Origin of the sequence: Fertoeibacter niger, assembly GCF_009380135.2 — a bacterium.
In the GTDB taxonomy this organism is placed as follows: domain Bacteria; phylum Pseudomonadota; class Alphaproteobacteria; order Rhodobacterales; family Rhodobacteraceae; genus Fertoeibacter; species Fertoeibacter niger.
The window spans coordinates 368655-389172 of the sequence record NZ_WHUT02000003.1; the positions used below are offsets into that span (position 1 = coordinate 368655).

General features: G+C 65.2%; 19 protein-coding genes. 2 read left to right on the top strand and 17 right to left on the bottom strand.

All coding sequences use genetic code 11. The annotated features are described in order from the left end of the window. Position 1: 1 nt before the first annotated feature. The 16 genes from GEU84_RS07445 to GEU84_RS07520 form a co-directional block, all read right to left on the bottom strand. Positions 2-1171 carry a dihydrodipicolinate synthase family protein gene (locus tag GEU84_RS07445; protein WP_152824574.1) on the bottom strand — a complete coding sequence of 390 codons (1170 nt, stop codon included), beginning with the start codon at positions 1169-1171 and terminating at the stop codon, positions 2-4. 9 nt (positions 1172-1180) lie between these two features. Further along, the gene (locus tag GEU84_RS07450; protein ID WP_152824573.1) at positions 1181-1489 is read right to left on the bottom strand and encodes a Dabb family protein; all 309 of its coding nucleotides are present in this window, start codon (positions 1487-1489) and stop codon (positions 1181-1183) included. Further along, positions 1486-3069, bottom strand: coding sequence for a GMC family oxidoreductase (locus GEU84_RS07455; protein ID WP_152824572.1), 1584 nt, complete (start codon positions 3067-3069; stop codon positions 1486-1488). Before GEU84_RS07455 ends, GEU84_RS07450 begins: the two co-directional genes overlap by 4 nt. 3 nt (positions 3070-3072) lie before the next feature. Further along, positions 3073-3831, bottom strand: coding sequence for a 3-ketoacyl-ACP reductase (locus GEU84_RS07460; protein ID WP_152824571.1), 759 nt, complete (start codon positions 3829-3831; stop codon positions 3073-3075). Continuing rightward, positions 3828-5321 (bottom strand): FAD-dependent oxidoreductase, encoded by a 1494-nt coding sequence (locus tag GEU84_RS07465; protein WP_152824570.1) that lies wholly within the window; start codon positions 5319-5321, stop codon positions 3828-3830. Before GEU84_RS07465 ends, GEU84_RS07460 begins: the two co-directional genes overlap by 4 nt. Further along, on the bottom strand, positions 5321-6433 hold the full coding sequence (locus tag GEU84_RS07470) for an ABC transporter ATP-binding protein (protein WP_152824569.1): 1113 nt from the start codon (positions 6431-6433) through the stop codon (positions 5321-5323). The genes GEU84_RS07465 and GEU84_RS07470 overlap by 1 nt, the downstream gene beginning before the upstream one ends. A gap of 5 nt (positions 6434-6438) precedes the next feature. After that, entirely contained in the window at positions 6439-7317 is an 879-nt protein-coding gene (locus GEU84_RS07475; protein ID WP_152824568.1) for a carbohydrate ABC transporter permease, read from the bottom strand. Beyond that, complete coding sequence (locus tag GEU84_RS07480; RefSeq protein ID WP_152824567.1) at positions 7317-8210, bottom strand: carbohydrate ABC transporter permease; 894 nt, start codon at positions 8208-8210, stop codon at positions 7317-7319. Before GEU84_RS07480 ends, GEU84_RS07475 begins: the two co-directional genes overlap by 1 nt. A gap of 119 nt (positions 8211-8329) precedes the next feature. Beyond that, on the bottom strand, positions 8330-9583 hold the full coding sequence (locus GEU84_RS07485) for an ABC transporter substrate-binding protein (protein WP_217438516.1): 1254 nt from the start codon (positions 9581-9583) through the stop codon (positions 8330-8332). 51 nt (positions 9584-9634) lie between these two features. Further along, positions 9635-11155 carry an aldehyde dehydrogenase family protein gene (locus tag GEU84_RS07490; protein ID WP_152824566.1) on the bottom strand — a complete coding sequence of 507 codons (1521 nt, stop codon included), beginning with the start codon at positions 11153-11155 and terminating at the stop codon, positions 9635-9637. Positions 11156-11158: 3 nt separating this feature from the next. Beyond that, positions 11159-11926 (bottom strand): enoyl-CoA hydratase/isomerase family protein, encoded by a 768-nt coding sequence (locus GEU84_RS07495; RefSeq protein WP_152824565.1) that lies wholly within the window; start codon positions 11924-11926, stop codon positions 11159-11161. Next, positions 11923-13494: an acyl CoA:acetate/3-ketoacid CoA transferase gene (locus tag GEU84_RS07500; protein WP_152824564.1), complete on the bottom strand. Its 1572-nt coding sequence runs from the start codon at positions 13492-13494 to the stop codon at positions 11923-11925. The genes GEU84_RS07495 and GEU84_RS07500 overlap by 4 nt, the downstream gene beginning before the upstream one ends. Continuing rightward, positions 13491-14492 (bottom strand): Gfo/Idh/MocA family protein, encoded by a 1002-nt coding sequence (locus tag GEU84_RS07505; protein ID WP_152824563.1) that lies wholly within the window; start codon positions 14490-14492, stop codon positions 13491-13493. Before GEU84_RS07505 ends, GEU84_RS07500 begins: the two co-directional genes overlap by 4 nt. A gap of 161 nt (positions 14493-14653) precedes the next feature. Further along, the gene (gene arsJ, locus GEU84_RS07510; RefSeq protein ID WP_338144772.1) at positions 14654-15916 is read right to left on the bottom strand and encodes an organoarsenical effux MFS transporter ArsJ; all 1263 of its coding nucleotides are present in this window, start codon (positions 15914-15916) and stop codon (positions 14654-14656) included. Then, positions 15913-16926: an ArsJ-associated glyceraldehyde-3-phosphate dehydrogenase gene (locus tag GEU84_RS07515; protein ID WP_152824561.1), complete on the bottom strand. Its 1014-nt coding sequence runs from the start codon at positions 16924-16926 to the stop codon at positions 15913-15915. The genes arsJ and GEU84_RS07515 overlap by 4 nt, the downstream gene beginning before the upstream one ends. A gap of 39 nt (positions 16927-16965) precedes the next feature. Beyond that, entirely contained in the window at positions 16966-17823 is an 858-nt protein-coding gene (locus GEU84_RS07520; protein ID WP_152824560.1) for an arsenate reductase/protein-tyrosine-phosphatase family protein, read from the bottom strand. Between the two features lie 132 nt (positions 17824-17955). On the opposite strand from GEU84_RS07520, the gene GEU84_RS07525 reads away from it, so the two are divergent. Both GEU84_RS07525 and GEU84_RS07530 read left to right on the top strand, forming a co-directional pair. Further along, entirely contained in the window at positions 17956-18282 is a 327-nt protein-coding gene (locus GEU84_RS07525) for an ArsR/SmtB family transcription factor (protein ID WP_152824559.1), read from the top strand. Between the two features lie 118 nt (positions 18283-18400). Then, positions 18401-19573 (top strand): MFS transporter, encoded by a 1173-nt coding sequence (locus GEU84_RS07530; RefSeq protein WP_152824558.1) that lies wholly within the window; start codon positions 18401-18403, stop codon positions 19571-19573. 12 nt (positions 19574-19585) lie between these two features. Here GEU84_RS07530 and GEU84_RS07535 read toward each other — a convergent pair whose 3' ends face one another. After that, on the bottom strand, positions 19586-20494 hold the full coding sequence (locus GEU84_RS07535; RefSeq protein ID WP_152824557.1) for an endonuclease/exonuclease/phosphatase family protein: 909 nt from the start codon (positions 20492-20494) through the stop codon (positions 19586-19588). Positions 20495-20518: the final 24 nt, after the last annotated feature.

The window sequence follows — 20518 nt, forward strand, 5'->3', positions numbered from 1 at the left end:
CCTAGCCCTGTGAAACCCCGTGCAGCGCCAGCAGCACCTTCATCCGCGCCACGGCCAGATCGGGCTGCGCCAGCAGCCCCGCCTGATCGGCCAGCCGGAACACTTCGGCATAATGCACGATGTCGCGGCTGGATTGAAACCCGGCGGGCATGATGAAATGCCCCTGATGGCCGTTCAGCCACGCCAGATACGCGATGCCCGCCTTGTAGAACCGGGTGGGCGTGCGGAAAATCTCGCGCGACAGCGGCACGGTGGGGGCCAGCAGGCGGTCATAGGTGGCGTGGTCGCCCAATGCCAGCGCCTCCAGCGCCTGTGACGCGGCGGGGGCGATGGCGGCAAAGATGCCCAGCAGGGCGTGGGAATGGTGCGTGGCATCCCCGGCGATCAGCGGGGCATAGTTGAAATCGTCACCGGTATAAAGCCGCACACCGGCGGGCAGCCTTGCGCGGAACGCCTCTTCCTGTGCGTGGTCCAGCAGGGAAATCTTGATGCCGTCCACCCGTTCGGGGTTCCCGGCAATCAGCGACAGCACGAAATCCTCTGCCGCAGCCAGATCCGCCGCACCCCAGTAACCCGCCAGCGCCGGGTCAAACATCGCACCCAGCCAGTGCAGGATTACCGGTTGCTGCGCGCCGTCGATCAGGCGGCGATAGACATGGTGATAGGTGTCAGGCCCCGCGCCGATGGCGGTAAAGGCCCGGCTGGCCATCAGGATCAACTGGCCGCCCGCCGCCTCGATCGCCTCGGCTTGATGGGTATAGGCGGCGAGGATGGCATCCGCATCGGTCAGCGCTGACAAGGGCTGATGGTCCGTCCCCACCCCGCAGGCCACACGGGGGCGCATCGGGTGGGCCTGTGCCGCAGCCATGGTGCGCTGGATCAGTTCCAGCGCGGTGGGCCAATCCACCCCCATGCCGCGCTGCGCGGTATCCATCGCCTCGGCCAGCCCGAGGCCCTGATCCCACAACTGCTGCCGGAAACCCAGGGTTGCATCCCAATCCACCGCAGGCCGCGTATCCCACGGGTTGCGTTCGCGCAACGGGTCGCTGACCACATGGGCGGCGGCAAAGGCGGTGCGGGTCAGGGCCACACGGGGGGCGCGGGCCACCAGCGGCTCGCCCGTCAGGCGGTAGGGTTCAAGCGTGTTCGCGGCGGTGGGCAGGATCAGCATGGCAAGCCCCTAGCAGGCAAGGTCAAAGACAAGGATGCCGTCAATCCCGCCCGCCGCATGCGCGACCAGAGCCGCGCCCACCCGCTGATGGTCGGGATGCGCCTGATAGGCGGCCAAAGCGGCCCAATCGGCAAAATCCACGGTAAAGCCGTGCAGATAGCCGCGCTCGATCTGTTCCGGGCTTTCGCTGCGCCCGGCGCAGATGGAGGACAGGCCCGGCACCTTGCCCTCGATCGCCCGCAGATCGTCAAAGATCGCGGCTATGGCCGTTTCCGCCACATCGGGCCGGAAACGGACCAGAACGATATGGCGGATCATTGCAGCCCCCATGCGGATTTGATCATGTCTGCCCCCTTTTCGCCAATCATGATGGCGGTTGCGTTGGTGTTCGAGGATACGACGGTGGGCATGATCGAAGCGTCGATGACGCGCAGCCGCTCGATTCCGTTGAAGCGCAGGCTGGGGTCAACCACCGCGCCCGCGTCGATGCCCATCCGGCAGGTGCCTGCGGGGTGATGGTCGGTCTTGGCATGGGCGCAGGCATAGCGGAAGTAATCCTCATCTGTGCGCACATCCGGCCCGGGCAGCCGTTCGGCCTTGACATAGGGACGCAGCGCATACTGCTGCATGATCTCCTGCGCCAGTTTCAGGCCGCGGATCGACATTTCGCGGTCATAGGGGTCTTCCCAGTAATTCGGGTCGATCAAAGGCGCGGCCCGGGCGTCGGCCGAACCCAGCCGCACCGTGCCGCGCGACCGGGGCCGCAGGAAGGCAGAGTTCAGAGTGACACCGCCCTGCGGCATCGCCGCCACCCCGGCCTCGATCCCTGACCCCAGACCCAGATGGAACTGGATGTCGGGCGAACGGGCAGTGGGTTCGGCATACCAGAACCCCCCGGTTTCGAACAGGGACGAGGCCACCGGCCCGCTGCGTGTCGCCAGATATTGCAGCGCCGCCACGGCGGACCACAGCGGTTTGGCATAGCGATCATAAGTATGCGGCCCGGTGCATTCGGCGATCACGAACAGATCGAGGTGGTCTTGCAGGTTTGCCCCCACCTGCGGCTTGTCCAGCACCACGGGGATGCCAAGCCCCGCCAGATGATCGGCCGGCCCGATGCCCGACAGTTGCAACAGGCGCGGTGATCCGATGGCCCCGCAAGACAGGATCACCTCGGCCCCCGCGCGCAGAATGCCCCTGTCGGTTTCCACCCCCACGGCGCGGCCATGCTCGACCACAATCCGCAACACCTGCGCGTCGGTGCGGATGGTCAGGTTTTTCCGCCCCCGGTTGGGGTTCAGATAGGCGATGGAGGCTGATGACCGCCGCACATTGCGCTGGGTCAACTGGTAATAGCCCACGCCATCCTGTCGCTCGCCCGCCATGTCGGCGTTGAACGGGATGCCCAACTGGCCCGCCGCCTGAAAATACGCCTCACAAATCGGCAAGGGGGCTGCGGGTTTCGACACACCCAGCGGCCCGCCTTTGCCGTGATAGCGGTTGTTGTAGGTGTCATTGTCCTCGGCCTTGCGGAAAAAGGGCAGCACATCGTCATAGCCCCAGCCCGCGCAGCCCGCCTGCCGCCAGTCGTCATAATCCTGCGCCGCGCCGCGAGTGTAGATCTGCGCGTTGATCGACGACCCGCCACCGATCACCTTGGCTTGCGTATAGCGGATCACCATGTTGTTCATGTGCCGCTGCGGAACCGTATGCCAGCCCCATGACCCGATGCCCTTGGTCATCTTGGCAAATCCTGCGGGCAGGTGGAAAAACGGGTGCCGGTCGCGCCCGCCCGCCTCCAGCAGCAGAACGCGGGTGGCGGGGTTTTCCGACAGCCGCGCCGCCAGAACAGACCCCGCCGAGCCGCCGCCGATGATGATGAAATCGTAATCGTCCATGGGTCAGAGCCTTTGCACCGAAAGTCCGCCATCCACCGGGATCACCGCCCCGGTGGCAAAGGCCATCTGCCCCGTGGCAATCGGCACCACGACAGACCCAATATCCGCCGGTTGCCCCCAGCGCGCGGCAGGCACCAGACCACCGGCGATGCGGGCGGTGTAGGTATCCTTCACGCCCTCGGTCATGCCGGTGGCGATGATGCCGGGGCGCAGTTCGAATACGCCGATGCCCAGCGGCGCCAGCCGCAGCGCCAGCGCCTGCGCCGCCATCGCCGCCCCGGCCTTCGATATGCAGTAATCGGCACGCTCCACACTGGCCATCCGCGCGGAAACCGAGGTGATGAAAGTGATGGACCGGTAGGGGCCAGCCTCGCGGGTGATCATCCGCCGCGCCATTGCCTGCGCCACAAAGAACGCCCCGCGCAGGTTGATGCCGGTCACAATGTCGAAATTCGCGGGCGTGATATCCAGCATGTCGCCGCGCACCGGGGCGGCCACGCCCGCGTTCTGCACCAGCGCCGACACCGGCCCCATCGCCGCCTCGATCCGGTCGATCAGGGCCGGTACGGCCTCGGCCAAGGCCAGATCGTGCTGGAAATAGCCGGTCTGCGGGCCAAGCTGCGTCAGTGCCGCCTGCACCTGCGGATGGTCCGGCGCGGGCAACGAGGCGATGGCGATGCGGAACCCCGCCCCGGCCAGCGCCGTGGCGATGCCCAGGCCGATGCCCTGCTGGCCGCCGGTGACAAGGGCAAGGGGCGTCATGCGGCCTGCCCCCGGGTCTGGATATGCCCGGCCGCCCGCAGCGCCAGCGCCGCGATGGTCAGCGACGGGTTGACCGCCGCCGATGTGGGCAGCACCGACGCATCGACGATATAGAGGTTGTCCAGATCATGCGCGCGCAGGTTCACATCCACCACTGATGTGGCAGGGTCTGCCCCCATGCGCGCCGTGCCACATTGGTGGCTGGGCTTCGATTTGGGAAAGCCGCGCGACAGAACGATGGGCCAGCCCGCCCGGCGCATCGCGGCCTTCAGCCGTTTCACCAGCAGATCATGCGCGGCCACATTGGTGCGCTTCCAGTCCAGCACCACACCCCCTTTGCGCCACAGCACGCGCGAGGCGGGGTCGGGCAGATCTTCCGACATGGCCATGATGTGAATCGAATGCTCTGCCACATGATGCGCCAGCCAAAGCGGCATCCCCGCCTCGCCCGCCAGTATCGGGCCGGTAATGCGCCCCAGCATCTGCACATTGCCCAAAGGCTCGCCCTTCGGTCCGCCAGTCAGATACCAGTCGTTGAACTGGATGGTTTTTTCATAAACCGTCCGGTTCCGCCGCAAAGGGTTATAGGCCACCATGCCGGTCAGATTGTGGTTCATGAAATTGCGCCCCACCTGATCGGACCGGTTGGCCAGCCCGGTAGGGTGATCGGCATTGGCCGAGGCCAGCAGCAGCGCGGCCGACATGACGGCCCCGGCACAAAGGCAGACAACAGGCGCGTGGATCACCGTCCGCGCACCGCCATGATCCACCTCAACCCCCGTCACCCGGCGGCCTGCCGATTGCAGGGCCACAACCTTTGCCCCCGTCATCAGCGTGACATTCGGGTGGCGCAGCGCCTCGGCCAGCGCGCAGTTTTCGGCATCCGACTTGGCCCCGGTGGTGTCGGGAAAGGCATCCCAGCCGGTTCTGGCACGGGCCAGCCAGCGGTCGATATCCACGCCCAAGGGCAGCGACGACACATGCAGCCCCTGCGCCGCAAAGGCCCGGCGCAGGGTGGCGATGTCGGGTTCATCCGGCACGGGGGGAAAAGAATAGGGCGCGGAATGCGGGGGTTCGGTGGGGTCGCCCCCCAGATCACCCCGCACGCGATACAGCGCCTCCGCCCGGCTGTAGAACGGCTCCAGCACGTCATAGCTGATCGGCCAGCCGGGTGTGGTTCCTGCGATATGCCGCAGCGGGCTGAAATCCTCGGCGCGGTAGCGCAGCAGCACGGCCCCGTAGAACTTGGTATTGCCGCCGACAAAGGCATAATTGCCGGGGCTGAAGGGCTGGCCCTTGGCATCATGCCAGACCTCGGCCGGTTTGAAATGGCCGCGCTGAAAGATCGCTGCCGGATCGCGCGCTTCGGCACTGTCGGCCAGCCGCGCGCCCCGTTCCAGGATCAGCACGCGCCGCCCCGAGGCCGCAAGCCCCGCCGCCAGCGTGGCCCCGCCCATGCCTGAACCGATGATGATGACGTCAGGTTGCATTATGCCTTTATCCGTTCCTCTGTCTGCGGATCAAAGGCTACGGCCTTTTCCATGTTGACCGCAAAGTCAAACACCTGCCCCGGTTCCACACTGGCATCGGCCCGCATCCGTGCGATCACATCCTTGCCCGACAGGGTCATGGTCACATAGGTGTCGGACCCTGCCGGTTCGGTCACGCTGACGCGGTTGGTCAGTGGCACGATATTGGCGGATTTGCGGTCGGCGCCTTCGGGGTCTGTGATCGCCTCGGGGCGGATGCCCAGCAGGATCTCGCGCCCTTCCCAGCCCGCCAGATTGGCCTGCGAAAACGGCAACAGCCGCGCCACACCTTCGGCATCGGCAATCCGGGCATGCGGGCGGCCGCCCTCGACCACCACGCGCGCGGGCAGGATGTTCATCGCGGGGCTGCCCATGAAGGTGGCGACAAAGATGTTGGCGGGCGTGTCGTAAATCTCTTTCGGGGTGCCAAGCTGCTGCACATAGCCCTTGTTCATCACCGCGATGCGGGTCGAAAGGGTCATCGCCTCGATCTGGTCATGGGTCACATAGACGATGGTGGTGCGCAGCTTCTGGTGCAGCTTCTTGATCTCGGTCCGCATGTCCACGCGCAGTTTCGCATCAAGGTTCGACAAGGGTTCGTCGAACAGGAACACATCGGGGTTGCGCACCAAAGCGCGGCCCATCGCCACGCGCTGCCGTTGCCCGCCCGAAAGCTGGCCCGGCTTGCGGTCCACCAGATGATCTATTTGCAACAGCTTGGCCACATCGGCCAGCGCGCGTTCCCGCTCGGGCTTGGGCACGCCGTGCATTTCCAGCCCGAAGGTCATGTTCTGGCCCACGGTCATGTTGGGGTAAAGCGCGTAGGACTGGAACACCATGGCGATGTTGCGCTTGGACGCATGCACGTTGTTCACCACGCGGCCCTTGATCGCGATCTCGCCGCTGGAAATCGCCTCCAGCCCCGCGATCATGTTCAAAAGCGTGGATTTGCCACAGCCCGACGGGCCGACCAGCACCAGAAATTCGCTTTCCTCGACCGTGATGTCGACATGGTGCAGCACTTCGACATTCCCGTAGGATTTGGTGACATTGCGGATATCCAGAAATCCCATCGGCGTTATCCTTTGACAGAGCCGGCCATCAGACCGCGCACGAAGTAGCGGCCTGCGACGATATAGACGAACAGGGTGGGAAGGGCGGCAAGGATCGCACCGGCGAAATGCACGTTGTATTCCTTCACCCCGGTGGAGGATTGCACCAGATTGTTCAGCGCCACCGTCATCGGCTGCGATGTGCCGCCAAAGGATGCGCCGAACAGGAAATCATTCCAGATATTCGTGAATTGCCAGATCACGCTGACCACGGCGATGGGCCCCGACACCGGCAGCAGGATGCGCCAGAAGATGCGGAAGAACCCCGCGCCATCAATCTGCGCCGCGCGGATCAGCTCGGTCGGAAAGGCGGCATAATAGTTGCGGAAGTAAAGCGTGGTAAAGCCGATGCCATAGACCACATGCACCAGGATCAGCCCGGGAACCGAGCCCGCCAGCCCCAGCTTGCCCAACACCACCGCCATCGGGATCAGCACGATCTGGAACGGGATGAAACAGGAAAACAGCATCAGCCCGAACACCCAGGTATCGCCGCGAAAGCGCCACTTGGTCAGGATATAGCCGTTCAGAGCGCCCACGATGCTGGAGATGGCCACGGCGGGCACCACCATCAGGATGGAATTCAGGAAATAGGGCTTCAGCCCCGTCGGCTCCACCCCGATCTGGGCGGTGGACCAGGCCGAGGCCCAGGGGGCCAGCGTCCAGACTTGCGGCAAGGCCATCATGTTGCCGCCGGTGATCTCGGACAGCGGTTTGACCGAATTGATGCCCATCACATACAGCGGCAGCAGGTAGAACAGCGCGAACAGCAGCAGAACAAGGTAGATGAACACCCGGGTGACGCGGCCCGTCGAAACGGCCGTATCCTGTGCGACGGCAGCCATCACTTCTTCTCCTTCAGTTCGGCGTAAAGGTAGGGCACCATGATCGCCGCGATGGTCATCAGCATGATCACCGCCGATGAGGCCCCGATACCCATCTGGTTGCGGGTGAAGGTGTAGGAATACATGAAGGTAGCAGGCATCTCGGTCGCCCGGCCCGGGCCGCCGCCGGTCAGCGCCACCACAAGATCGTAAGACTTGATCGCAAGGTGCGACAGGATCACGAAGGCCGACAGGAACGCCGGGCGCAGCAGCGGGATCACGATACGGCGGTAAAGCTGCCAGTTCGACGCGCCGTCGATCTGCGCGGCCTTGAGGATCTCGTTGTCGATCCCGCGCAGGCCCGCCAGAAACATCGCCATGACAAAGCCCGAGGTCTGCCAGACGGCGGCCAAGACGATGGTGTAGATCGCCATGTCGCTGTCCTTGATCCAGGTGAAGGTAAAGCTTTCCCACCCCCACTGGCGCATCACATGCTGCAACCCGATGCCAGGATCGAGAAACCATTTCCACGCGGTGCCGGTGACGATGAACGACAGAGCCATCGGGTAAAGATAGATCGGCCTGAGCATCCCCTCGCCCCGGATCTTCTGATCCAGAAATATCGCCAGCATCAGCCCGATGGCGGTGCAGATGACGATGTAAAGGCTGGCAAAGATGGCGATGTTGACGATGGCGGTGTGCCACGCAGGCAGCGCCCACAGCTTTTCATAATTCTCGAACCCCACCCAGGTGAAGCGGGGCAGCATCTTTGATCCGGTAAAGGACAGAAAGATGGTGAACAGGATGAAGCCATAGACGAACAGCAGCGTCACGGCAAAGGACGGGGCCAGCACAAGCTTAGGCAGCCAGTCCTGCAACCGCGTGCGGAAATCGACGGCGCTTGACGCGGCCATGGCATGCCCCTTCCTGCCGCCCTGGATGCGGCACACGTTTTCGGAAACCTTTGCAAGTTCCTTCGCAGGAAGTTGCGTCGCGGGTCCGGGGGGTGGCGCGAACCACCCCCCGCCGTTGATTACTGCGCGGCGGCGACAGCCTCGGCCAGCGCGGCAGCAGCGGTAGCGCCATCGGCATATTCGCCGTTGAAGGCCGCGGTGATCACGTCATAGGTCGCGTTCTTGACCGAGGCCGGGGCGGCATGGCCATGCGCCATGGAGCCGAAAAGCGAGCCTGCCGTGTTCGCCTCGGCCAGATCGGCCATGGCCTTTTTGCCGCAATCGTCGAAGGCGTCGTTCGGCACATCGGTGCGGGCCGGGGCTGAGCCCTTGACCACGTTGAACGCCGACTGGAACACCGGGTTCATGATGGCCGAGGCCATGGCGCCCTGTGCCGCCTGCGCGCCCTCACCCTCGACCCCGAACATCGCGAACTGGTCAGAGTTGAAGGTGACAGAGCCTTGCGTGCCGGGGAAGCGGATGCAGACGAAATCGGTGCCCGGCACTTTGCCCGCCTTGATGAATTCGCCCTTGGCCCAGTCGCCCATCATCTGCATCCCCGCCTCGCCGTTGATCACCATGGCCGAAGCCAGGTTCCAGTCACGGCCCGAGAAGTTGGCATCGACATAGGTGCTCAGCGTGATCAGCCGGTTGAAGGCTTCGGCCATCTGTTCGCCGCCCAGCGTTGCCGGATCAAGGTCGATGAAGGCGGCCTTGTAGAAATCATTGCCCATGCCCAGCACGATGCCGTCAAACACCGTGGCATCCTGCCAGGCCTGCCCGCCATGGCCCAGCGGCGTGATGCCATTGGCCTTCATCGCGTCCAGCACGGCCACCAGTTCTTCCCAGCTCTCGGGGGCCTTGCCGCCTGCCGCATCCAGTGCGGCCTTGTTGATCCAGACCCAGTTGGTCGAATGCACGTTCACGGGCGCGGCGATCCACTTGCCGTCATGCTTGGAGAACCCCTGCAAAGCGGCGGGCACCACGGCATCCCAGCCTTCGGCAGCGGCGACTTCGGTCAGATCGCCCAGCGCATCCTCGCCCGCCCAGTCCAGAATGTCGAAGCCCAGCATCTGCACCGCCGTGGGCGGATCGCCCGCTGTCACCCGGGCGCGCAGCGCGGTCATCGCCGCCTCACCGCCGCCACCAGCCACCGGCATGTCCACCCAACCGATCGACTTGGTGGCCAGATCATCCTTCAGCACGTTCAGCGCCGCAGCCTCGCCGCCACTGGTCCACCAGTGCAGCACTTCCACATCCTCGGCCACAGCCATGCCCGTCGAGGCCAGCAGCGCCGCGATCACCGTCATTTTACGCCCGAATACACCACGCATAAGATCATCCTCCCGATGTTTGCGTTGTTCGTTCTCCTCCCCGACGAACCGTCAGGGGCCGTTTACCCAAGGCGTCCTTGTGCGGCCCACCCGCATGACAAGGGATTTCACCTCAAGGAATTCCTCCAACCCGTAGCGGCCCAGCTCGCGCCCCTGCCCCGATTGTTTCATGCCGCCAAATGTCACTTCGGGGAAACCGTCCATCCAGGTGTTCGTCCAGACCGTTCCGGCCTGCGCGGCGCGGGCAAAGGCCAGACAGGTGTGGATGTTCTCGCTCCACACACCGGCGCTGAGGCCATAGGTGGCGTCATTGGTCAGGGCAATCGCCTCGTCCAGCGTGCGGAAGGTCAACACCGTCAGCACGGGGCCGAACACCTCGTCCCGCGCGATGGCCATGCCGGGCGTCACGCCACGGATCACGCTGGGCTGGTAGAATTGCGGCCCAAGCCCCGGCACGGCCAGCGCCGCGCCGCCCAGCACCACCGATGCGCCTTCGGCCACGGCAGCCTGCACGGCGGCGTCGATCTTCGCCGCGTGTTCGGGGGTCACGATGGCCCCCACCTGCGTTGCGGGGTCCAGCGGGTCGCCAAAGGCCACGCGGCGCGACAGGGCCACCACCCGCGCCACGAAATCATCGGCGATATCCTCATGCACGATGATCCGGCTGCCCGCGTTGCAGCACTGGCCCGCGTTGAAATAGGTGCCGAAGGTCACGGCATCGGCGGCGCTGGCAAGATCGGCATCGGGAAAGATCACCTGCGGGTTCTTGCCGCCCAGTTCCAGCGCCACCTTTTTCAGCGTATCGCCCGCCGTGCGGGTGATCTGCTTGCCCACGGCGGTGGAGCCCGTGAATGTCACCATATCCACTTGGCTGTGCGCCGTCAGCACCGCTCCAACCGTCTGGCCATAGCCCAGCACCACATTCACCACCCCGGCGGGCAGCCCCGCCTGTGCCAGCAGATCGCACAGCATCACGGTGGTAGAGGGCGTCATTTCCGACGGTTTCACCACGCAGGTGCAGCCGGCGGCCAGCGCAAAGGGCAGCTTCTGGCCCAGTATCCAGAACGGAAAGTTCCATGGCGTGATGATGGAAACGACGCCGATGGGTTCTTTCAGCACCACGGCCAGCATATCCTCGCCCAGCGCATTGTGGCTGTCGCCCTGCACGGTCCGGGCCAGCGCGGCCGCATAGCGCCAGAGGTCAGCAGCACCGGCAACCTCGCCCCGCGCCTGCGAAATCGGCTTGCCGGTTTCCAGCGTCTCGATCAGCGCGAAATCATCGACATTCGCCTCGATCAGATCGGCCACACGCAGCAGCACCGCAGCGCGGGCCCTGCCCGAAAGGCGGCTCCAGCGGCCATCGTCAAAGGCGGCGCGGGCGGCGGCAATCGCAGCCTCGGCATCGGCGGCGGTGCCATCGGCCGAGCGGCTGACCAGCACGCCATGCGCCGGGGACAGCCGGTCAATCGTATCGCCCGCGCTGTCCACCCAGGCCCCTGCGATATAGTGGCGGTTCTGCCGGGGCGCGGGAAGGGCGGTGCCGGTGGCGGCGATGATGGTCAGGTCTTGCATGGCTCAGCTTCCGGAAAATGCGGGTTTGCGCTTGGCGCGAAAGGCGGCCACGCCCTCGGCGCGGTCATCGCTGGCGGCAATGGCGGCGCTGCCCAGCGCCTCGATCATCGCGGCGCTGTCTTCGTTCACGGCGGCGTGGATCATGGCCTTTGCGGTCTCGACCGCGCGGGGCGACAGGGCGCAGACCCGCGCGGCCATGTCGGTGGCGGTGGCGCGTGGGTCATCCGACACTTCGGCGGCAAAGCCGATGGCAAGGCAGCGGTCCGCCCCGACCCGGCGGCCAAACAGCGCCATGTCCTTCAGCACCGGCTCCGGGATCAGCCGGGCCAGCCGCTGCGTGCCAGACCAGCCGGGCACGATGCCGATGCCGGTTTCGGGCAGGCCGATGGTGGCCTTCGGCCCCATCACCCGCAGATCGCAGGCGGCGGCCAGTTCCAGCCCGCCGCCCAGCGCATGCGCCTCCAGCACCGCGATGGTGGGCCGGGCCAGCCGCGCCAGCCGGTCAAAGATGCGGTGCCCGCCGCGCACCCAGTGGCGGGCAAATTCGGCGGGGCTCAGGTCGCCCCAGCCGTCAATATCGGCACCCGAGCAAAAGGCCCGCGCCGGTTCGGCCGTGACCAGAACACAGGCGATGTCGGGGTTCTTTTCGATCATGTCCAGATGCCCGGCCAGTTGGCCCAGCATGGTGACGGTGAAGGCGTTCAGCCGCGCCGGGTTGTCCAGCCGCAGTTCGGCCACCCGGCCCGCGATATGCAGGTGAACGGCGCTCATGGTTGCCACCCCATCGGGCCGGTCGCCAGCAGAGACAGCGGCATCTGCACGGCATCACCCGCCACGCGCACCCGGCCCTGGCTGGCCGCCACGATGTCGCGGTCAGGGTTGATGCCCGGCATGATCTCGGTCGCGACAAGGCCCCCGGCATCCAGACGCATAACGCAGCGTTCGGTGACATAGATTACATCCTGCCCCTGCGCCCGCCCCCGCTGACCCGAGAAGGTGACATGTTCCACCGCATCGACCATCTTTGTGAACTTGCCCGGGGCTTCCACCGTGATGCCGGTTTCCGACAGTGCGATCTTCGCCCCGGCCTCGAACCACCCGGCAAAGACGATCTTTTTCGCATGCGAGGTGATATCGACAAACCCGCCGCAACCCGCCGTCAGATAGGGTTTCTTGCCCAGTTTCGAGACGTTGACGTTGCCTTCGACATCCACCTCCATGAACGACAGGAACGACACGTCGAACCCCGCACCCTGAAAATAGATGAACTGCTGCGGCGAGGGCATGAAGCCCCAGGCGTTTGACGCGCAGCCAAAGGCAAAGCCGGTCAGCGGCATGCCCCCCACGGCACCCTGCTCGATGGCCCATGTGACTGCCTCGGGATGGCCCTCCTCCAGCAGGATGCGCGGCACCATGGCCGAGATGCCAAAGCCCAGATTGGCCGTCATGCCGCCGCGCAATTCCATCGCGGCGCGGCGGGCGATCACCTTTTCCACCCCATGTTCAGCCAGTGCAAAGCTGGACCATGGCCGGATGACCTGCCCCGAAATCGCCGGGTCATAGGGGGTTTCGCAGGTCTGTTTCTGGTCGGGATCAATCACGATCAGATCCACCAGATGCCCGGGCACCCGCACGTCATGCGGGCGCAGACTGCCCGCCGCCGTTACCCGGCTGACCTGTGCGATCACCAGACCGCCGTGGTTGCGCACGCAGATCGCCTGCTCCATCCCGCCCAGATAGGCGCCTTCGTGTTCATAGGTCAGGTTGCCGCGTTCATCCGCCGTGGTGGCGCGCAGGATGCAGACATCCGGCACGATGTTGGGGAAATGCAGCCATGTGTCGCCCGCGAATTCCACCCGTTTCACAATCGGCTCTGCCGCCGCGCGGTCGTTCATCGCGCAGCCCTGCCGGATGGGGTCGGCGAATGTATCCATCCCCACCTTGGTCAGCACGCCGGGCCGCCGGGCTGCCGCCTCGCGGTGCATGTCGAACAGGATGCCCGAGGGCACGTTCCACGCCGCCACGCGGTTTTCCACGATCATGCGCCAGATGTCGGGCATCGGCAGGCTGGACGGGCCCGAGGGGTAAGACCCCGCCAGCACCCGCGCCAGAAGCCCGTCCTGCGCCAGATGATCCATGCCCGGCACGCCATACATGTCGCCCGCCGCAATCGGGTGCAGCGAGGTGATGCCGCGCGGATGACCCTCTGCACGGAAACGTTCGCCCAAGGCCCGCAGCACCAGATCGGGGCAGCCCAGCGCGGATGAGGATGACACCGTGATCACCGCGCCGTCGCCGATGCGCGCCACAGCCGCTGCGGGGGAAACAACCTTGCTCATGCCGCATCCCCATAGTTGACCGTCTGGCGCTGGCCTGTGGCCGCCGCTTCGCGCACCGCAAGCGCCACGGCCAGCGAGGCCACCCCATCGTGCCCGCTGGCGGCGGGCTGGCCCTTGCCCGCAACAGCGGCGGCAAAGTCGGCAAGGCCCTGCACATAAAGGTTGTGGTCGGAAAACGGCACATCTTCGTGCCCCGCAGCCGTCACCAGCACCACTGTGCCCACCGGCTGCTGCGTCATGACCCCGCTGGCAAAGATCGACCCGGCGGTGCCATGCACCTCCAGCCCCGAACCGGCGAAAGGGTGGGTGAAACTTTCATGGCTCATCACCATTGCGCCGAATGGCATGGCCCAGACCGACATGGCGCTGTCCTCGACCCCCTGCCCCAGCCCCGAGGCACACATCTGCGCCACCACATGCTGCGGGTCTTCGCCCAGCAGAAACCGCGCCACATCGGCGTCATGCACTGTGATGTCCGGGATAACGCCACCCCCCGCCCCCGGATCGGTGATGCGCCAGCCGCGCAGCGCGTCGGGCAGATGCACGGCATGGAAAATGCGCAGCGACAGCACCTTGCCGATCCGCCCGGCGGCGATCAGATCACGGATCGCCTGGTGGCTGCCCGCACAGCGCAGGTGGTGGTTGGTGGCGAATGTCACGCCCGCCGCCTCGGCAGCGCGCACCATGGCCCAAGCATCGGCCAGCGTCATCGCCAACGGCTTTTCGCACAGCACATGCTTGCCGCCGGCGATGGCCGCCATGGCCTGCACACAGTGCTTTTCGTTGGTCGAGGAAATGTAGACCGCATCCACGCCCGCATCGCCGACGACCGTGGCGATGTCATTGGTGGCGCGGGGAATGCCGTTTGCCCGCGCAAAGCCCTGTGCCCGCGCCTCGGTCGTGCTGGCCACAACGGCAATCTCGTCACCCACCGCGCGCATTGCGCCGATCATGTGGTTTTCGGCAATCGAGCTTGCCCCGATAAGACCCCAGCGCATGAATCACCCATATTGGAACGTTCCTAATTCATATTGGAACGTTCTCCATGTTGTCAATCAGGCTTTCTGAGGCTTGGGAAAGTCACATTGCAGAATGCCGCTGCGGGCATGTGGCGGGCCCGCAGCGGCATGTCGTTTCTGTGGCTGGCGGAACAGGACGGCTAGGTGGCCCTTGCCAGCCGCCGCACAGAGATCCAGCTTGCCGCCGCCATGATGCCTGCCGTGGCAAGGCACAAAGGCAAGCCGCCCACCTGATAGCTGACGCCTGACAGCAGCGTGCCAACCAGTCGCCCCGCCGCGTTGGACATGTAGTAAAAGCCCACGTCGCGCGTGACCCGTTCGGCACTGGTGAAGGCTAGGATCAGATAGGAATGCACCGCCGAATTGATGGCAAACACAAAGCCGAACAGCAGCAGCCCCGCGACGATCGACAGGCTCAACCAATTGGCAGGCGCACCGGCGGTCCAGGCCAGCGCCGCCAGCGCAAAGGGGATCGGCACCAGCAGCCCGGCCCAGCGGATTGCCCCCGCCACAATGGCCGCTTCCGGCTTGCCCTTTGCGTTCAGGATGCGGGGCGCCGCCGCCTGCACCGCCCCGTAAGCGATGATCCACAGCGCCAGAAACCCGCCGATCAGAAAGAACGCCCAGCGCCGCCCCTCGGGCGTGCCATCCGACAGCACCATCTGGAAATAGATCGGCACGCCCACCACAAACCACACATCCCGTGCGCCGAACAGGAACATCCGCGCCAGCGACAAACGGGTGATGCGCGGATCGGCAGACCACCAGCCGGTGAACTTTGCCGCCTTGTCCTTGGTCGGCAGGCCGTCGGGCATGAACAGCGCCACCGCGACCAGTATCACCGTCAGCACCGCCGCCATGCCCCAGACCGCCGCATCGAACCCGGCCAGCGCCAGCAACGCCGCGCCCAGGAAAAAGCCCAAGCCCTTGACCGCGTTCTTTGATCCGGTCAGCGCCGCCACCCAGCGGAACAGCGTGCCATCGCCCGATGGCGCCAGCACCTTGACCGCCGATTTCGACGACATCTTGGCCAGATCCTTGGCCACGCCCGACGCGCCCTGCACCGCCATCACGAAAGCGACAGAGGCCAGAACCGACCAGCCCGGATCAAGCGCCGTCAGTGCAACCAGCGCGCCGATCTGCAACAGCAACCCCGCGTAAAGCGTTGATGTCAGACCGAAACGCGCGGCGATCCAGCCTGCGGCAAGGTTGGTTACAATCCCCGCCAGTTCATACAGCAGGAACAGCCAGGCCAGTTGGATGGGGGTAAACCCCAATCCGTTGAAATGCAACAGCACCAGCATGCGCAATGCGCCGTCCGACAGCATGAAGGCCCAGTAGGCTGCGGTCACGGCGGCATAGGCGTGCAGGCCGTTCGGGGCGGGTTTGACGGTGCCGGTCACATCCGGCCCGCCACCATGCGGGCGATGTCGGCCAGACGGCAGGCATAGCCCCATTCATTGTCATACCAGGCGAAAATCTTTACCTGCGTGCCGTTCACCACCATGGTGCTGGCCGCGTCGATGATGCTGGAGCGCGGATCATTGGTGTAGTCCGACGACACCAACTCGCGCGTCTCGTAGCCCAGAATGCCCTTCAGCGGCCCCTCGGCGGCGGCAGCGGCGAACAGGGCGTTCACCTCGGCGACCGTGGTTGCACGCTCCACCTCGAAGACGCAATCGGTAAGCGACGCGTTCAGCAGCGGCACCCGCACGGCATGGCCGTTCAACCGGCCTTTCAGCTCGGGGTAGATCAGCGTGATGGCGGTCGCCGATCCGGTGGTGGTGGGGATCAGGTTCAGCAGCGCCGACCGCGCGCGGCGCATATCCTTGGCCGGACGGTCCACGATGGTCTGGGTGTTGGTGACATCATGGATTGTCGTTATGGAACCGTGGCGGATGCCCATGCCTTCATGGATCACCTTCACCACCGGGGCCAGGCAGTTGGTGGTGCAGCTGGCCGCCGTGATGGTGTGGTGCTGCGCAGGGTCATAGAGGTGATGGTTCACGCCATAGACAAGGTTCAGCGCGCCGCCATCCTTGACCGGGGCGGATACCACCACCTTTTTCACCCCTGCGGCGAAATAGGGTGCGATCTTGGCTTCCGTCTTGAACACGCCGGTCGCGTCGATCACAAGATCCACCCCAAGGGCCGCCAGCGGCAGATCCTCGATGCGCTTTGCCTGGGTCAGCGCGATGCGCTGACCCGCCAGTGTCAGGCTGTCCTCGTCGTGCGAAATCGCACGCGGCCAGCGGCCGTGGACCGAGTCGAACTCCATCAGCAGGGCGTGCTGGCCAGGCGTGCCGACAGGATCGTTGATCAGCACGATCTCGCCCCCCGCCCCGGTGTCGATCAGGTCGCGGAGCGCGAGTTTGCCAATGCGGCCAAGGCCGTTGAGGGCGATACGTGTCATGCAGAGTTCCTTTCGAGAATTCAGGTTCTGGTCGGGAACTCAGGTTTTGGCCTTGTCGCCCAGTTGGTCAACCCGCGTTTGCAGGGCCACGCGGTTCAACGTCTCGAACGGCAGGGCGGCAAAGGCGGAGATGCGGCGGCGCAGATCGGCATAGGCCTGCGCAAAGGCCAGTCCCTTTTCGGCATCGGTGCCCGTGACCTTTACCGGGTCGGGCAGGCCCCAGTGCCCGGTGATCGGCTGGCCCGGCCAGGGCGGGCATTCCTCGTTCGCGGCGGTGTCGCAGACGGTGAACACGAAATCCATCACCGGCATGCCGGGGGCCTGAAATTCGGAGATGTGCTTTGACCGCATGCCAGACACATCATGGCCATTGCGAACCAGCACCTCCAGCGCGAAGGGGTTCAACTCGGTGCCCGGGCGGGTGCCGGCCGAAAAGGCCTGAAACTTGCCCTTGCCGATGTCGCGCAGCAGCGCCTCGGCAAAGATCGAACGGGCGGAATTGCCCGAGCAGATGAACAGAACATCGAAGTCGGTGTCATTCAGGGCGGGCATGGCGGAATTGTCCTTTTGGTCAGTCGTTGGGCTGTGGGTCAGTGGCGCTGTCAGTTCGGGGCGGCTGCGGCCTGCGTTGTGGACAAAGTATGCAGCCAGAGAACCCGCCACCGGCAGATTCACGCAGTAAAGTATGGCCCGCCCGTCCCGGCATGACCGGATCAGGCCCGCCCCCTCCAGCAGCGCCAGATTGCTGGACAACGTGTTGGGGCGCATGTGCAGGGCCTCGGCGATCTCGCCCGCCCGCACACCATGCGGGGCATGGCGCATCAGCAGGCGGAACACGGCAAGCCTGCCGTGATGCCCCAAAGCCGAAAAGGCGCGGATTGCTTCATTCATTTCCATGATTCTCGAATAATAGAAATGATCGAGTCGCACCAGTGAATATTTCATGACAGTCCTGTGACTTGCCGCCCTATTTCGACGATCCTGGAATAACGGATTGACCCTTTGGCCAAAGCATTCCAGTGTATTTCCATGAAAATCGAAACAGCCGCCAGACAGCTTGATTCGCTGGGCAATCCCACCCGGTTGCAGATCTTTCGCCTGCTGGTGCGGGCGGGCGAGGCTGGCATGCCGGTCGGCGCGTTGCAGGCGCGGATGGGCATGGCGGGCTCGACCCTGTCGCATCACCTCAAGCGGTTGATAGAGGCCGGTCTGGTCACACAGGAACGCGCGGCAACCACGCTGGTCTGTCGCGCGTCCTATTCCGAAATGTGGACGCTGATCGGCTTCTTGCAGGACGAATGCTGCGCGGATGAGGGCTGCGCATCACCGGCGCCGGATGCCGGGGCAAAGGTCTGACGCGGCACGCCATGACATTTCTGACAGGACAAAAGGACGGGCCTATGCCTTTGTTTCAGCGGATGATGACCTCAGCCGGGCCGACAGGCTTTGTGGCGGGCCTTTTCGGACGGGCGCGATGATCGGCACAGCACCTGGCGGGCAGGGATTGGTCGCTGTGCTGGGCATCGTGCAGATCTTTGCCTGGGGATCGACCTATTATCTGCTGGCGGTTCTGGCCGACCCGATCGTGCAGGATACCGGCTGGTCCCGCCTGATGGTCATGGGGGGCTTTTCGCTGGGGCTGCTGGCGGCGGGCCTTGCGGCGATGCGCATCGGGCGGCTGATCCAGCAATATGGCGGGCGGCCGGTGATGGCGGGGGCCATGCTGCTGCTGGCCATCGGGCTGGCGGTGCTGGGGCTGTCGCCCGGCCTTGCGGGCTACATGCTGGGCTGGGTTCTGCTGGGTCTGGGCATGGGGGCGGGCCTTTATGACGCGGCCTTTTCCACGCTGGGGCGCATTCATGGCAGCCACGCCCGCAAGGCGATCACGCAGCTGACGCTGTGGGGCGGCTTTGCCAGCACCGTCTGCTGGCCGATCTCGGCGCTGCTGGTGGAAAGTCTGGGCTGGCGCGGCACCTGTCTGGCCTATGCCGCGCTGCATCTGCTGGTCACGCTGCCGCTGTGCGTCTACGGCATTCCACGTCAGGCCAGCGCGCTGTCCGTCAACCGCCCTGTGGCAGCCAAGCGCGCGCCACAGGATGCCCGGTTCTGGATTCTGGCACTGGGTCTGACCGCGTTCAGCATCCTGTCCACCATCGTCTCGGTGCATCTGCTTTCACTTTTGCAGGCGCAGGGCCTGACCATCGCCGCTGCCGTGGCGGTGGGTGCGGTCATCGGGCCGTCACAGGTCGGCGCGCGCGTCGTGGAAATGCTGTTGGGCGGGCGGCATCACGCGGTCTGGACAATGCTGGCCGCCACGGTGCTGACCGGACTTGGCATCGCGGGGCTTAACACGGCGCTGCCACCCGCGCTTTTGCTGGCTGTCTATGGGGCTGGCAATGGCATCTGGTCAATCGCGCGCGGGGCGGTGCCGCTGGCGCTGTTCGGCCCCGATACCTATGCGATCATCATGGGCCGTCTGGCTACGCCCGCCCTGCTGGCCGGGGCGGTGGCACCTTTGCTGGGGGCGGCGATGATCGACGGGCTGGGCGCGGGCCAGACCATGCAGGTTCTGGCGGTGCTGGCGCTTGTGCCGGTGGGCGCGGCGCTGATGCTGCTGCGCGGTCTCTCCCGTTCCGCGACCACATGACAGGCTCGCCGCCTACTCCGGCAGCCTGAAATCGCCCAACACCGGATAGTGATCAGAGGGCCAGACGCCGCGAAACCTGCTGCGCACAACCACGGGCGCGCCGACAGGCAACAAACCGGCGCTGGCCGCGATATGGTCGATGGCTCCGAACAGGTTGATCCCGCGGTTGAAATGATAGGTGGCCCCCCGCACCGGCGCGAATTGCAGCCCGGCGCCCGCCAGAATATCCGCCGTCCGCGAGCCGGCCAGCGCGTTCAGATCACCCAGCAGGAACACAGGCCCGCCTGCCGCCAATGACGCGATCCGTTCCGCCACCAGTGCGGCGGATCGCTGGCGGTTCGAGCGGCTTTTGTATTCGAAATGCACGTTGAATACATGAAAGGCCGGGCCACCCTGCGCCGGTGCGAACTGCGCCCACGAGGCAAAGGCCGGGTATGACCCGTCGAAGGTGCGCGAATAGATCACGTCCGGCGTATCCGAAAAAAAGAACCAGCCCTGATCCAGCAGCCGCAGCGCGTCATGGCGGTAGAATATCGGCTGGGTCGGCGGGAATGTGCGCCAGTCGCCCGAGGCCGCCGCTGCATAGCCGGGGTTCTGGTCCAGCAGGAAGTCGCGGGCCAGGTTCACCGACCCGTCATCACCCCCGGCAAAACTCTCCATCTCCTGAAAAGCCACCGCATCGGCATCCAGTGCCTTGAACGCATCGTCCAGCGCGCCCTTGCGGCCTTCCCAATCGGCCAGCGACCATGCGCCTGTCGGCTTGCGCAGCAGGATGTAATGCACGTTCTGCGTGGCCAGCCGCAGCGTGCCGGGCGGCTTTTCCGGCACCGGGCCGCGCCCGGAATTGGCCACATGCGCGGCACAGGCCAGCAAAAGCAGCGACAGGCAGGCCAGAGCGGCATATCTGAACAGGTGTTTCATGGCGGCAAAGATAGCGCGTCCACG

Excerpts from the sequence above, each read along its gene's own strand:
- GEU84_RS07520 (WP_152824560.1), bottom strand. The coding sequence starts at position 17,823 with ATGGAAATGAATGAAGCAATCCGCGCCTTTTCGGCTTTGGGGCATCAC.
- GEU84_RS07485 (WP_217438516.1), bottom strand. The coding sequence starts at position 9,583 with ATGCGTGGTGTATTCGGGCGTAAAATGACGGTGATCGCGGCGCTGCTG.
- GEU84_RS07490 (WP_152824566.1), bottom strand. The coding sequence starts at position 11,155 with ATGCAAGACCTGACCATCATCGCCGCCACCGGCACCGCCCTTCCCGCG.
- GEU84_RS07505 (WP_152824563.1), bottom strand. The coding sequence starts at position 14,492 with ATGCGCTGGGGTCTTATCGGGGCAAGCTCGATTGCCGAAAACCACATG.
- GEU84_RS07455 (WP_152824572.1), bottom strand. The coding sequence starts at position 3,069 with ATGGACGATTACGATTTCATCATCATCGGCGGCGGCTCGGCGGGGTCT.
- GEU84_RS07450 (WP_152824573.1), bottom strand. The coding sequence starts at position 1,489 with ATGATCCGCCATATCGTTCTGGTCCGTTTCCGGCCCGATGTGGCGGAA.
- GEU84_RS07470 (WP_152824569.1), bottom strand. The coding sequence starts at position 6,433 with ATGGGATTTCTGGATATCCGCAATGTCACCAAATCCTACGGGAATGTC.
- GEU84_RS07495 (WP_152824565.1), bottom strand. The coding sequence starts at position 11,926 with ATGAGCGCCGTTCACCTGCATATCGCGGGCCGGGTGGCCGAACTGCGG.
- GEU84_RS07480 (WP_152824567.1), bottom strand. The coding sequence starts at position 8,210 with ATGGCCGCGTCAAGCGCCGTCGATTTCCGCACGCGGTTGCAGGACTGG.
- GEU84_RS07465 (WP_152824570.1), bottom strand. The coding sequence starts at position 5,321 with ATGCAACCTGACGTCATCATCATCGGTTCAGGCATGGGCGGGGCCACG.
- GEU84_RS07530 (WP_152824558.1), top strand. The coding sequence starts at position 18,401 with ATGATCGGCACAGCACCTGGCGGGCAGGGATTGGTCGCTGTGCTGGGC.
- GEU84_RS07525 (WP_152824559.1), top strand. The coding sequence starts at position 17,956 with ATGAAAATCGAAACAGCCGCCAGACAGCTTGATTCGCTGGGCAATCCC.
- GEU84_RS07515 (WP_152824561.1), bottom strand. The coding sequence starts at position 16,926 with ATGACACGTATCGCCCTCAACGGCCTTGGCCGCATTGGCAAACTCGCG.
- GEU84_RS07445 (WP_152824574.1), bottom strand. The coding sequence starts at position 1,171 with ATGCTGATCCTGCCCACCGCCGCGAACACGCTTGAACCCTACCGCCTG.
- GEU84_RS07535 (WP_152824557.1), bottom strand. The coding sequence starts at position 20,494 with ATGAAACACCTGTTCAGATATGCCGCTCTGGCCTGCCTGTCGCTGCTT.
- GEU84_RS07500 (WP_152824564.1), bottom strand. The coding sequence starts at position 13,494 with ATGAGCAAGGTTGTTTCCCCCGCAGCGGCTGTGGCGCGCATCGGCGAC.
- GEU84_RS07460 (WP_152824571.1), bottom strand. The coding sequence starts at position 3,831 with ATGACGCCCCTTGCCCTTGTCACCGGCGGCCAGCAGGGCATCGGCCTG.
- GEU84_RS07475 (WP_152824568.1), bottom strand. The coding sequence starts at position 7,317 with ATGGCTGCCGTCGCACAGGATACGGCCGTTTCGACGGGCCGCGTCACC.